Raw genomic sequence first — 13,718 nt, 5'->3', positions numbered from 1 at the left:
TTGTAGTTCCCTAGAATGTGAGTCATGGACCAGGCCCACGACGAATCCCTCACAGAACGCTATCGGGAGCTCAGTGATGACATCGCCGCTGCCGTCGCCGTCGTCTCCGCGACCCGCGGCACCGCGCTGCACGCGATCACCGTCGATTCGTTCCTCGACGTCTCCTATGATCCGCCGACCATGGCCGTGAGCATCTACTCAGGTTCGCGGATGATGGAGACCCTGGAGGTGAGCTCGCATTTCGCGATCTCGCTGCTGAATGCGGAGCAGAGGGACATCTCCGAACGCCTCGGAGCTTCGGGGCAGCCGCTCTACGGATCTCTCAAAGGCATCGACACCTTTCCGGCTCCGCAGGCCGGACAGCCGGTGCTCACCGAGGCGATCGCCTGGTTCGAACTCGAACTCACCGAGGTGCTCGAAGTGGCCACCCACAACATCGTCGTCGGCGAGGTGGTGGCGATGGGTGCGGGTGAGAACGCGGGCACGAGTCGGCCTCTGCTGCGCTGGCGCAAGGGCTATGGAACCATCGGGCCCCGCTGATCGTCACTGACCACGCCCGTTGACCACTGATCACCGCCGATGACCGCTGACATCCGCCGAGATCTCCTGCGCCGAGGTGGCCCCTTCCACGAACTGCGGACACTCGGTCTCCCACCAAGTCAGCCACAACCCTCCGTCTCACACACGCGAAGGGCCCCGCACGCGAGCGGTCAGCTTCCTTCCGAAGCTGTCCGGCCCGGTACAGGGCTCTTCGTCAGGCGATGTCGATCGGCGCGCCGTCGGCAGCACCGCGCGACATCCGCTGCGTCAGCGAATCACACGACCCCCTGGGCCAGCATCGCTTCGGAGACGCGGATGAATCCGGCGATGTTGGCGCCGGCGACATAGTCACCGGGTGAACCGAACTCGTCGGCGGCGGCTGCGCAGCTGTCGTGCACATCCCCCATGATCTCGGCCAGGCGCGCCTCGGTGAAGTCGAAGTCCCACGAGTCGCGGCTGGCATTCTGCTGCATCTCCAGGGCACTGGTGGCGACGCCTCCGGCGTTCGCCGCTTTGCCCGGGGCGAAGAGGACGCCGGCCTCGGAGAAGATTCTCGCAGCTTCCGGAGTGCAGGGCATGTTCGCACCCTCGGCAAGAGCGATGACGCCGTTCTTCACCAGGGTTGCGGCCGAGTCACCGTCGAGCTCGTTCTGAGTCGCACATGGGAGCGCAACATCGGCCTCGACGTCCCAGACGTTGCCGCCTTCGTGGTAGGAGGAGCGCCCACCGCGCTGCTCGACGTACTCGGAGATACGGCCGCGCTCTTCGAACTTGATGCGCTTGACGATCTCAGTGTCGATGCCGTCCGGATCATGGATGAATCCCGACGAGTCCGACATGGTGATGACGGTGCCGCCGAAGGCCGTGACCTTCTCGGCAGCGAAGACCGCGACGTTGCCCGATCCGGAGACGGAGACAGTCCGACCATCGATGTTCTTCTTCGCTGCGGCGAGCATGTCCTTGAGGAAGTACACGACTCCGAAGCCGGTGGCCTCGGTGCGGACCATGGATCCGCCGTAGGACAGCCCCTTGCCGGTGAGCACGCCGGCCTCGTACGAGTTCGTGATCCGCTTGTACTGTCCGAAGAGGTAGCCGATCTCGCGACCGCCGACGCCGATGTCGCCTGCCGGCACGTCGCGGTATTCGCCGATGTGGCGGTAGAGCTCGGTCATGAATGACTGGCAGAAGCGCATGACCTCACGGTCGCTGCGCCCCTTCGGGTCGAAATCCGATCCGCCCTTGCCGCCGCCGATGGGCAGTCCGGTGATGGCGTTCTTGAAGATCTGCTCGAAACCGAGGAACTTGACGATGCCGAGGTTGACGGTCGGGTGGAAGCGCAGACCGCCTTTGTAGGGGCCGAGAGCCGAGTTGAACTGGACTCGGAACGCACGGTTGATCTGGACGACGCCGGAGTCATCGATCCAGGGGACGCGGAAGATGATCTGGCGTTCGGGTTCGCACAGACGCTCGAGGGCAGAGAGCTCGAGGTATTCGGGGTGCTTGTCCACGACGGGACCCAAGGAATAAAGAACTTCCTGTACCGCTTGGTGAAACTCCGACTCTCCAGGATTGCGCTGGAGAACTGTGTCGAAGATTGGCTGCAGTGATGGATGTAGACTCATGCGGACAAACATACCGTGACCCGTATAACAAGATTCCACGCGACCAGATGATGGACAGCGTTGTCCGCTCACTTCAAGTGGGATATATGAGCGCAGTCGCTGTCATCGGCGTGGAGATGCGGAATGGAGGAATGCGACGAATGGTCATCGAGGACATCTGGCCGCCGTATGCACTTCGTCTGTCTTCCGGAGATATGGAGCTCTCGCCAGTACGGGAGGTTGACCTTCCCGAACTCGCTGAGATCGCCCGTGGAGGTGTGAGGCGAAATGGCGTACAGGCTTTCATCGTCGACTGGGATTCGGGCAGCGATGAGCAGATCGCCCGGAATCTCGCTCAGTATCACTGGGCGACACGGGCGAATTTCACCGTCGACGACTGGACCATCGAGTTCACGGTCCGTGTCGGGGAAAGAATCGTGGGTATTCAGGGAGTCACCGGCCGCCGGTTCCCTCAGACACGCACGGTGTCCACCGGGTCGTGGCTGGCACGAGCCGAACAGGGCAAAGGCCTCGGCACACGGGCACGCGGAATCATGATCGACGCGTTCATCACGCACTTCGATGCTGAGCGGTTCGAGACCGCCTACTTCGACGGCAATGTCGCGAGCCGAAGGGTGTCGGAGAAACTCGGGTACTCCCCCAACGGTGACCGACGCACCATCGGCCAGAATGGCACCACGCAGATCGAGAACAAGATGGTGCTGTTCTCCGAGGACTTTCGACGACACCCTGGTGAGGTCGAAGTCGCCGGTGCAGAAACAGTCCGAGCCTTCCTCGGCCTGCCTGACTGACACCACGAGGCAGCGGCCGGCTCGTCGTTCAAGGCGCACCGCTTCTATCGACCCACAACCCGCCCAGCAGACCGCCACTCAAGCCGTCACCCAACTGCAGACCCGTCCACCACTCGACAAACGCGCCCCGCCTTCAACGACGACCACCAGCCAGCCACACACCACACCACCCACCGGCAGCAGCAGCACCCACACCCGCACCAGCAGCACCCACACATGGTCGACGAACCCGGTGAATACAGGAAAGGCCCCGCCCAACACCACAGTCAGACAGGACCACACAAAGAAGAAGAGGGAGCCTGCCGAAACAGACTCCCTCCACCAAAAAATATTGCGGCAGTCACCTACTCTCCCACAACCACCAAGTTGCAGTACCATCAGCGCGAATGGGCTTAGCTACCGGGATCGGAACGGTTAACCGGGCGTTTCCCCACCACTATCACCACCGCAAAACCACACAGACCCTACACACCCCACACAAAAAGAAGGGGCGGTAGTGGTCCAAGAACCGCACAGCGAACGCGAACACCCATCGACACAACACACGCACACCCCACAAGGGCGAACGCGGATTCTCAAGCAATCAAACTCAGAACAACAAAACTCGCACACACACCAACCCCATCAAAAGAAGAGTTGAGTGAGTGATCGGTGTATTAGTACCAGTCAACTCCACACCTCACAGTGCTTCCATACCCGGCCTATCAACCCCATCATCTATAGGACACCTCCCCCCACACAAAGTGGGTTGGAAATCTCATCTCGGAGCAGGCTTCCCGCTTAGATGCTTTCAGCGGTTATCCATCCCGAACGTAGCCAACCAGCCATGCTCCTGGCGGAACAACTGGCACACCAGAGGTTCGTCCGTCCCGGTCCTCTCGTACTAAGGACAGACCTCCACAAATTTCCTACGCACGCAGCGGATAGGGACCGAACTGTCTCACGACGTTCTAAACCCAGCTCGCGTACCGCTTTAATGGGCGAACAGCCCAACCCTTGGGACCGACTCCAGCCCCAGGATGCGACGAGCCGACATCGAGGTGCCAAACCATGCCGTCGATATGGACTCTTGGGCAAGATCAGCCTGTTATCCCCGAGGTACCTTTTATCCGTTGAGCGACCACGCTTCCACAAGCCATGGCCGGGTCACTAGTCCCAGCTTTCGCTCCTGCTCGACACGTCCGTCTCACAGTCAAGCTCCCTTGTGCACTTACACTCGACACCTGATTGCCAACCAGGCTGAGGGAACCTTTGGGCGCCTCCGTTACTCTTTAGGAGGCAACCGCCCCAGTTAAACTACCCATCAGGCACTGTCCCTGAACCCGATCAGGGTCCGAAGTTCAGGAATCCACTATGGTCAGAGTGGTATTTCACCGATCGACTCCACCCACACTAGCGTGCAAGTATCCTAGTCTCCCACCTATCCTACACAAACCACACCGAATCCCAATACCAAACTATAGTGAAGGTCTCGGGGTCTTTCCGTCCTGCTGCGCGTAACGAGCATCTTTACTCGTAATGCAATTTCGCCGAGTTCGTGGTTGAGACAGCAGAGAAGTCGTTACGCCATTCGTGCAGGTCGGAACTTACCCGACAAGGAATTTCGCTACCTTAGGATGGTTATAGTTACCACCGCCGTTTACTGGGGCTTAAATTCTCCGCTTCACCCCATACAGGGTTAACAGGTCCTCTTAACCTTCCAGCACCGGGCAGGCGTCAGTCCGTATACATCGACTTACATCTTCGCACGGACCTGTGTTTTTAATAAACAGTCGCTTCTCTCTGGCCTCTGCGACCACCACCAGCACATCACCAAGCACGTTGGCTTCACCGGGATGGTCCCCCTTCTCCCGAAGTTACGGGGGCATTTTGCCGAGTTCCTTAACCACGATTCTCTCGATCACCTTAGTATTCTCTACTCGACCACCTGTGTCGGTTATAGGGTACGGGCAACACACACCCTCACGTCGATGCTTTTCTCGGCAGCAGAGGATCACCAGATCACCCCACCAATGTGGGGCGCCCATCAGCTCTCACACACTATGTGGGGACGGATTTGCCTACCCCCACGTGCTACAACCTTAGACCGTGACTACCATCGCACGGCCTGGCTACCTTTCTGCGTCACACCTCACGCTTACCGACTCCACACTCAGGTCCCACAAACGAGTCCAACCACAGATCCGAAGACCTGACGGGACACGCTCATGGTTAGTCTCATGTGTTTTGGTACTGTCGGTTGTGTGTCGGTACCAGAATATCAACTGGTTGTCCATCGACTACGCCTGTCGGCCTCGCCTTAGGTCCCGACTTACCCAGGGCGGATTAGCCTAGCCCTGGAACCCTTGGTCATCCGGTGGACGGGTTTCTCACCCGTCTTTCGCTACTCATGCCTGCATTCTCACTCGAACCGCCTCCACCACTAGTTCACACTGCAGCTTCACCGGCGACTCGACGCTCCCCTACCCAACACCACACCATTACGGAATCACGTGGTGCTGCCACAACTTCGGCGGTGTACTTAGCCCCGCTACATTATCGGCGCTCAATCACTTGACCAGTGAGCTATTACGCACTCTTTCAAGGATGGCTGCTTCTAAGCCAACCTCCTGGTTGTCTTCGCAACTGAACATCCTTTCCCACTGAGCACACGCTTAGGGGCCTTAGTTGATGGTCTGGGCTGTTTCCCTCTCGACAATGAAGCTTATCCCCCACTGTCTCACTGCCACGCTGAACCTTGACTGGCATTCGGAGTTTAGTTGACGTCAGTAACCCGGTGGGGCCCATCAGCCATCCAGTAGCTCTACCTCCAGCAAGAACCACGCAACGCTGCACCTAAATGCATTTCGGGGAGAACCAGCTATCACAGAGTTTGATTGGCCTTTCACCCCTAACCACAGGTCATCCCCTCCATTTTCAACTGAAGTGGGTGCGGGCCTCCACGCGCTCTTACACACGCTTCACCCTGCCCATGGCTAGATCACTCCGCTTCGGGTCTAGGACACGCGACTGAAACGCCCTCTTCGGACTCGCTTTCGCTACGGCTACCCCACACGGGTTAACCTCGCCACGCACCGCTAACTCGCAGGCTCATTCTTCAAAAGGCACGCCATCACAGCCATCACGATGCTGCTCTGACGGATTGTAAGCACATGGTTTCAGGTACTCTTTCACTCCCCTCCCGGGGTACTTTTCACCATTCCCTCACGGTACTATTCCGCTATCGGTCATCAGGAAGTATTTAGCCTTACCAGGTGGTCCTGGCAGATTCACACGAAATTCCACGAGTTCCGTGCTACTCGGGCATCTGCACACCATGCGCAACCACTGTTTCGTCTACGGGACTCTCACCCACTCCGGTCCTGTTTCCCACCAGGTTCGACTACACCAATCACACACAGCCCGGTCATGCTGAACCAGAACATGCACACCCCACAACACCCACGCAGCAACACCAGCACGCTCTCACGCTACGAAGGTTTAGGCTCATCCAGTTTCGCTCGCCACTACTCCCGGAATCATTATTATTTTCTCTTCCTGCGGGTACTGAGATGTTTCACTTCCCCGCGTTCCCCCCACATGCCCTATATATTCAGACACGGGTCACCACCCTCACAGATGGCGGGGTTTCCCCATTCGGACACCCTCGGATCAACGCCCGTTTATCGGCTCCCCGAGGCTTATCGCAGATTTCCACGTCCTTCATCGGCTCCTGATGCCAAGGCATCCACCATGCGCTCTCACACACTCACCCAACCCCAAAAGGGAGTCGGCATCATGTGTGCGCGAAAAAAATTTTCATCACTCTAAGATGATCACAAGAAAATCACATTACATCACACCACACACAAACATGTGTGCAGTATGGATGCTCGCGTCCACTATACGATTCTCAAACCACTACCAAACACCACCCACAACCAACCAGGTCTCCTGGCTGCTTGTGGTGCGGGTCGGTCCTGTTGGTTGAAACCACACCCAACACCAAAGTGTCAGGGCTTGTGATTCCAGGACCCAATAACGTGTCCGTTCTAGCAAGCCCATATCCCAACGACGTCGAGGCACAAACCTCAACCCGGCTGGGTGGACGAGCGGGAGTTGTGATGTTCCACCCTTGAGCTCTCATGATGACCACATGCGGGTCATGCCACGAGGATCTTAATGTGTGCTCCTTAGAAAGGAGGTGATCCAGCCGCACCTTCCGGTACGGCTACCTTGTTACGACTTAGTCCCAATCACCAGTCCCACCTTAGACGGCCCCCTCCACAAGGGTTGGGCCACCGCTTCGGGTGTTACCGACTTTCGTGACTTGACGGGCGGTGTGTACAAGGCCCGGGAACGTATTCACCGCAGCGTTGCTGATCTGCGATTACTAGCGACTCCGACTTCACGTAGTCGAATTGCAGACTACGATCCGAACTGAGACTGGCTTTAAGGGATTCGCTCACCCTCACGGGTTCGCCTCTCTCTGTACCAGCCATTGTAGCATGCGTGAAGCCCAAGACATAAAGGGCATGATGATTTGACGTCATCCCCACCTTCCTCCGAGTTGACCCCGGCAGTCTCCTATGAGTTCCCACCATCACGTGCTGGCAACATAGAACGAGGGTTGCGCTCGTTGCGGGACTTAACCCAACATCTCACGACACGAGCTGACGACAACCATGCACCACCTGTACACCAGCTCCAAAGAGAAGAACTGTTTCCAGAACGGTCCAGTGTATGTCAAGCCTTGGTAAGGTTCTTCGCGTTGCATCGAATTAATCCGCATGCTCCGCCGCTTGTGCGGGCCCCCGTCAATTCCTTTGAGTTTTAGCCTTGCGACCGTACTCCCCAGGCGGGGCACTTAATGCGTTAGCTACGGCGCGGAGAACGTGGAATGCCCCCCACACCTAGTGCCCAACGTTTACGGCATGGACTACCAGGGTATCTAATCCTGTTCGCTCCCCATGCTTTCGCTCCTCAGTGTCAGTTACAGCCCAGAGTCCCGCCTTCGCCACCGGTGTTCCTCCTGATATCTGCGCATTTCACCGCTACACCAGAATTCCAGACTCCCCTACTGCACTCTAGTCAGCCCGTACCCACTGCCCGCGCAACGTTAAGCGTTGCGTTTCCACAGCAGACGTGACCAACCACCTACGAGCTCTTTACGCCCAATAATTCCGGACAACGCTCGTACCCTACGTATTACCGCGGCTGCTGGCACGTAGTTAGCCGGTACTTCTTCTGCAGGTACCGTCACTTTCGCTTCTTCCCTGCTGAAAGCGGTTTACAACCCGAAGGCCGTCATCCCGCACGCTGCGTCGCTGCATCAGGGTTTCCCCCATTGTGCAATATTCCCCACTGCTGCCTCCCGTAGGAGTCTGGGCCGTGTCTCAGTCCCAGTGTGGCCGGTCGCCCTCTCAGGCCGGCTACCCGTCGTCGCCTTGGTAGGCCATTACCCCACCAACAAGCTGATAGGCCGCGAGCCCATCCCCAATCGAAAAACTTTCCACCACCAACCATGCGGTCAGTGGTCATATCCGGTATTAGACCCAGTTTCCCAGGCTTATCCCGAAATCAGGGGCAGGTTACTCACGTGTTACTCACCCGTTCGCCACTCATCCACCCGAAGCAAGCTTCGGGCTTCAGCGTTCGACTTGCATGTGTTAAGCACGCAGCCAGCGTTCGTCCTGAGCCAGGATCAAACTCTCCATAAAAAAATTATGTTACGAATGAATCCCAGCAAGACAGCCAACCCCTCACGGGGTGAGAAGGTTGACCACTAAAAAACGACCAAACACCCACAACGCCCACCCCGATGATCGCGGGAGGTTCGGCGAAGAACCACCCACACGAGGTGAACACAGATGCTCGATCGTGTGATTGTCTCACCAGAAAATAAATGTTCTGGCATCACAACTTGTTCAAACAAACACGCTATTGGATTCTCAAACCACAAACACACACCCATCACCACACACAACAGTGCGCGTTCACTGGGGGTATCAGTTTCGTTGTGCACTTTTCGTCTTGCGAGTCGCTGTGCCAGCGGATGTCTACTCTACATGGTTGTTTCGGTCCGTGCAACTGGAAGTTCATCTTCGTTTTACCCGAATCGTTCCCGATGAGAGCGACTGTCGCCGTTCCTTGCGGCTCGGCAACCTGGACAACAATACACACATCACCAGCGGTGCGCAAAACGGCTTCGATCACCCGGCGGACGAAGCCTGCACCGGCGGCCTCAGTGCGGCCCAGACACCTGCCGAAGACAGGTCGAGCTCGATAGAGAAAGTCGGTCTACGGGCGAGCGAATGTCATCATCCGAGCGGCTGACATCCGACCCTCTGCTGTCAGGCAACCGGCTGAGCGAGTTCCGGGGAGTCGTTGCGGACGTTGCCCACCGCCTTGCCGACCTTATGTCTGGTCACACTCGCGGGGTCGACCTCGTCCAGGGTCGCGGCCAGCAGATCGGGGACGTCATTGCTGAGCACTCCCGGGTCGATCCAGTCGTCGATGCGCTCACGTGCGAGGAACACGGGCATCCGGTGGTGGACATCGGAGAGATGCCCCGACGATGCCATGGTGAGGATCGACGATGAGACCAGCCAGCTCTCGTCCGGCTGCTTCCAGAACTCGAAGAGCCCGGCCATGAACAGAGGATCCTTGCCGGCGGAGCTCATCATCCACGGCTGTTTGCTGTCCTCGGTCGTCTCCCATTCGTAGTACCCCGGGATCGGCAGTGCACAGCGTCGACGTCTGATCGCCTGCCGGAACATCGGCTTCTCCAACACAGTCTCGGATCGGGCGTTGAACGCCTTGAAGCCGATCTTCACGTCCTTCGCCCACGACGGGACCAGACCCCACGACGCGGTCTCGAGTCTGCGATGGAGCTGTCCCCCATCGTCGAGACGTTCGACGACGATCGGGACGAACGACCCCGGCGGAACGTTGTAGCGCGGCGAATAGTCATAGGACACGACGTCCAGCCGAAGCTCATCGGCGAGATCCGCCGGATCGAGGGACATATTGAGTCGACCGCACATGCGCCCATCTTCTCACTTCACTACACTGTCGACAATGGCGGCAGAAGAGAAGACACCGAGCAGACTCGACCCGATCGAGGAGTCCCGTCGGCAATGGCTGGCCCACGGATGGAATGAGGCCGCAGACGGAATGACGACGGTCATCTCGGTGATGCGGATCCACCAGCTCTTCCTGGCCCGGGTCGATGCCGCGCTCAAGCCGTTCGCCCTCACTTTCTCCCGTTACGAAGTCCTCACCCTGCTGTCCTTCACCCGATCGGGCACATTGCCCATGTCGAAGATCTCGGCACGCCTGCAGGTCCACGCCACCTCGACGACGAACTCCGTCGACCGCCTGGAGAAGGCCGGGCTGGTCGCCCGCCGCAGCCATCCCGATGATCGTCGAACCACACTCGTCGACCTCACCGACGCCGGTCGGAGACTCGCCGCTCAGGCGACGACCGCACTCAACGCCGAAGTCTTCTCCTCGCCGGACTTCTCCGGCATCGATCTCGATGCGCTCCTCCCTCACCTCGCGACGCTGCGCTCAGGTCTCGAAGACCACAGCTGAGCGCAGACGGGCCTTACCCTCACCCTCACCACGCACTCCCCTGCACTGAACACAGCAGCCGTGGGCCACCTCGGCGATCAATTAGTTGGACGTCCAAGTAATTGCGACGTATCGTGGTTCCCGTCACCCCTTTGCGCCAGATCACTGGAGGAATCATGTCCCGCAGCACAGCAGCTGCCCTGCCCTTCGGACTCACCGACGAACAGCAGACCGTCTCCGGAATGGTGCGCGAGTTCGCCGATACCGAGGTCGCCCCTCACGCCCTCGAATGGGACGCCGAACACTTCTTCCCCGTCGACGTGATCAGGAAGTCCGCCGAGCTCGGAATGGGCGGCATCTACGTCAGCGAAGAGGCCGGCGGAACCGGAATGGGCCGGATGGATGCGGCACTGATCTTCGAAGCGATGTCGACCGGATGCCCCTCGGTCGCCGCCTACATCTCGATCCACAACATGGTCGCGTGGATGATCGACAAGTTCGGCAACGACGAGCAGAAGGCCAAGTACCTCACTCCCCTGGTCTCGATGGAGCACCTCGGCAGCTACTGCCTGACCGAACCCAACGCCGGATCCGACGCCGCGGCCCTGCGCACCTCGGCGCGCGAAGACGGCGATTCCTACGTCCTCAACGGTGTCAAACAGTTCATCTCCGGCGCAGGCACCTCGGAGACCTACCTCGTCATGGCCCGCACCGGGCAGGACGGCTCCCGCGGGATCTCCGCCTTCATCCTCGAAAAGGGCATGGAGGGCCTGAGCTTCGGCCCCAACGAACAGAAGATGGGCTGGCGCGCCCAGCCGACCCGACAGGTGATTATGGAGAACGTGCGGGTGCCGAAGGAGAACATGCTCGGCGAACCCGGGCAGGGCTTCAAGATCGCTATGTCCGGCCTCGACGGCGGCCGCCTCAACATCGGCGCCTGCTCACTCGGAGGCGGGCAGTCGGCTCTGGAGAAAGCCATCGTCTATATGGGCGAGCGCCAGGCCTTCGGCACCGAGCTCTCCGGATTCCAGGCTCTGCGCTTCGAGGTCGCACAGATGCAGGCCGACCTCGAGGGCGCCAGGTCCCTGCTGTGGCGCGCGGCGAACGCCTACGACGCCGGCGATCCCAACACCTCCCTGCTGTCCGCGATGGCCAAGCTCAAGGCCACCGACACCGGCTTCGACGTCGCCAACCGGGCACTCCAGTTGCACGGCGGCTACGGCTATCTGACAGAGTATGGAATTGAGAAACTGGTTCGTGACCTGCGCGTCCACCAGATTCTGGAAGGCACCAACGAAATCATGCGCGTGATCATCTCGCGCAAGAGCACAGGAGTGGGCTGATATGACAGAACCTTCGGCACAGGCGGCGGACGAAGCCGTCCTCACCTCGGTATCCAACGGGGTGGGCCGAATCGAACTCAACAGACCGAAGCTGATCAACGCGCTCAGCCAGGACATGGTGGGCGCCATCGACGACGCTCTCAACGCCTGGCGCGACGACGATTCGGTCTCGATCGTCCTCGTCACCGGACGCGGAGAGCGCGGCCTGTGTGCCGGAGGCGACATCAAGGCCGTGTACAACGACATCGTCGCCGGCAGCGATGAGAACGCGAAGTTCTGGAACCGCGAGTACAAGATGAACTTCGCGATCTCCGAGTTCCCCAAGCCCTATGTCGTGATCATGAACGGCATCACCATGGGCGGCGGGGTCGGGATCTCCGGGCACGGTTCGCACCGCATCGTCACCGATTCGACGAAGGTCGGAATGCCCGAGACCGGGATCGGGCTCTTCCCCGACGTCGGCGGCACGCATCTGCTTGCCAATGCGCCGGGAGAGCTCGGCACCCACCTCGCTCTGACCGGCCAGCCGGTCGGCCCCGGCGCCGCGATCGCCTTGGGACTGGCCGACCACTTTCTTCCCGATGCCCAGGTCCCCGCGCTCATCGCCGATCTCACCGCCGGTGGCGACCTCGACACCGTCCTCGGCGAGTACGCGACCGAGGCCCCGGCGGACGAACTCGCCGAGGCGGCCGGTTGGATCAACGAATGCTATGTCGGCGACAGCGCCGAGGACATCGTCGCCGCCCTCGCCGCACATGCGGATCCCGATGCGCAGGCCACCGCCGAGCTCATCGGGACCAAGGCCCCCACCTCGGTGAAGGTGACGCTGGCCGCCGTCCGCAACGCCGAGACGATGACCCTCGCCGAGGTCCTTGAACAGGACTACCGCGTCGCGGTCACCCTCACCGGACTGCCCGACCTCAAGGAGGGCATCCGCGCCCAGGTCATCGACAAGGACCGCAGCCCGAAATGGAGCCCGGCCTCGTTGGCCGAGGTCAGCGACGAGACCGTCCAGTCCATCCTCACCACCGATCACGAAGAGAAGGTGTTCTCATGAGCGAATTCGAAACCATCCTGACCGAGGTCGCCGACGGCGTCGCGACCATCACCCTCAACCGCCCGAAGGCGCTCAACGCGCTCAACCTGCAGGTGCTCACCGACGTCACCGAGGCGGCCGCCGGGTTCGACGCCGACGACTCGGTCAAGGCGATCATCATCACCGGCAGCGACAAGGCCTTCGCCGCCGGCGCCGACATCAAGGAGATGTCGAACCTCGACTTCGCCACCGCCTACAAGGCGGACTGGTTCGCCGGATGGACCCGACTGACCGACGTCCGCAAGCCGATCATCACCGCGGTGGGCGGCTTCGCCCTCGGCGGCGGCTGTGAGCTCGCGATGATGGGCGACATCCTCATCGCCTCGACGAAGGCGAAGTTCGGCCAGCCAGAGATCAACCTCGGCGTGCTGCCGGGCATGGGCGGATCACAGCGCCTGACCCGCGCGGTCGGCAAGGCGAAGTCGATGGACATGTGCCTGACCGGGCGGATGATGGGCGCCGAGGAGGCCGAACGCTCCGGACTCGTCGCTCGAGTCGTCGAACCCGAGGAGCTCATGACAACGGCCAACGAGATCGCGCAGACGATCGCAGCCAAGTCCCGGATCGCCTCGGCAATGGTCAAGGAAGCGGTGAACACCGCGTTCGAGACCACGCTGGAACAGGGGCTGCGCTACGAACGCCGGCTCTTCCACTCGACCCTGGCCACGAACGACCAGACCGAGGGCATGGCCGCCTTCGTCGAGAAGCGGGACCCGAACTTCACGGACTCCTGAACACGGCGATCGGCCGAACGTCGGCGCAGACTCCACGG

Annotated in this window: 9 protein-coding genes and 3 rRNA genes; 7 read left to right on the top strand and 5 right to left on the bottom strand. The window is 60.0% G+C overall.

The annotated features are described in order from the left end of the window. Positions 1-24: 24 nt before the first annotated feature. Positions 25-540: a flavin reductase family protein gene (locus tag J9314_RS06435; protein ID WP_210605001.1), complete on the top strand. Its 516-nt coding sequence runs from the start codon at positions 25-27 to the stop codon at positions 538-540. Between the two features lie 275 nt (positions 541-815). Here J9314_RS06435 and gdhA read toward each other — a convergent pair whose 3' ends face one another. Further along, entirely contained in the window at positions 816-2,162 is a 1,347-nt protein-coding gene (gene gdhA / locus J9314_RS06430) for an NADP-specific glutamate dehydrogenase (RefSeq protein ID WP_210605000.1), read from the bottom strand. Between the two features lie 86 nt (positions 2,163-2,248). On the opposite strand from gdhA, the gene J9314_RS06425 reads away from it, so the two are divergent. Next, complete coding sequence (locus J9314_RS06425) at positions 2,249-2,953, top strand: GNAT family N-acetyltransferase (protein WP_246490643.1); 705 nt, start codon at positions 2,249-2,251, stop codon at positions 2,951-2,953. 331 nt (positions 2,954-3,284) lie between these two features. Here J9314_RS06425 and rrf read toward each other — a convergent pair. The 3 genes from rrf to J9314_RS06410 all read right to left on the bottom strand — a co-directional run bounded on the left by rrf (position 3,285) and on the right by J9314_RS06410 (position 8,652). Continuing rightward, positions 3,285-3,403 (bottom strand): 5S ribosomal RNA (gene rrf / locus J9314_RS06420). A 186-nt stretch (positions 3,404-3,589) separates the two neighbouring features. Beyond that, positions 3,590-6,707: ribosomal RNA gene (locus tag J9314_RS06415) — 23S ribosomal RNA — on the bottom strand. A gap of 422 nt (positions 6,708-7,129) precedes the next feature. Beyond that, positions 7,130-8,652 (bottom strand): 16S ribosomal RNA (locus tag J9314_RS06410). The 16S, 23S and 5S rRNA genes sit together here, the layout of an rRNA operon. Positions 8,653-9,016: 364 nt before the next feature. On the opposite strand from J9314_RS06410, the gene J9314_RS06405 reads away from it, so the two are divergent. After that, positions 9,017-9,268: a hypothetical protein gene (locus tag J9314_RS06405; RefSeq protein ID WP_210604999.1), complete on the top strand. Its 252-nt coding sequence runs from the start codon at positions 9,017-9,019 to the stop codon at positions 9,266-9,268. A gap of 17 nt (positions 9,269-9,285) precedes the next feature. Here the strand turns inward: J9314_RS06405 and J9314_RS06400 are convergent, their stop codons facing one another. After that, positions 9,286-9,960 carry an SOS response-associated peptidase gene (locus J9314_RS06400; RefSeq protein ID WP_246490642.1) on the bottom strand — a complete coding sequence of 225 codons (675 nt, stop codon included), beginning with the start codon at positions 9,958-9,960 and terminating at the stop codon, positions 9,286-9,288. A gap of 52 nt (positions 9,961-10,012) precedes the next feature. Between J9314_RS06400 and J9314_RS06395 the strand changes: the two genes are divergently transcribed. The 4 genes from J9314_RS06395 to J9314_RS06380 all read left to right on the top strand — a co-directional run bounded on the left by J9314_RS06395 (position 10,013) and on the right by J9314_RS06380 (position 13,680). After that, positions 10,013-10,528, top strand: coding sequence for a MarR family winged helix-turn-helix transcriptional regulator (locus tag J9314_RS06395; protein ID WP_210604997.1), 516 nt, complete (start codon positions 10,013-10,015; stop codon positions 10,526-10,528). 155 nt (positions 10,529-10,683) lie between these two features. After that, positions 10,684-11,850, top strand: a complete 1,167-nt coding sequence (locus J9314_RS06390) for an acyl-CoA dehydrogenase family protein (RefSeq protein ID WP_210604996.1) — start codon at positions 10,684-10,686, stop codon at positions 11,848-11,850. Between the two features lies 1 nt (position 11,851). Next, entirely contained in the window at positions 11,852-12,907 is a 1,056-nt protein-coding gene (locus J9314_RS06385; protein ID WP_210604995.1) for an enoyl-CoA hydratase/isomerase family protein, read from the top strand. Then, positions 12,904-13,680 (top strand): enoyl-CoA hydratase, encoded by a 777-nt coding sequence (locus J9314_RS06380; RefSeq protein WP_210604994.1) that lies wholly within the window; start codon positions 12,904-12,906, stop codon positions 13,678-13,680. The genes J9314_RS06385 and J9314_RS06380 overlap by 4 nt, the downstream gene beginning before the upstream one ends. Positions 13,681-13,718 lie beyond the last annotated feature (38 nt).

This window comes from Brevibacterium oceani (assembly GCF_017948325.1).
GTDB lineage: Bacteria > Actinomycetota > Actinomycetes > Actinomycetales > Brevibacteriaceae > Brevibacterium > Brevibacterium oceani.
Note: the sequence above shows the minus strand (reverse complement) of the source record. Positions and strands in the feature narration are given on the sequence as shown.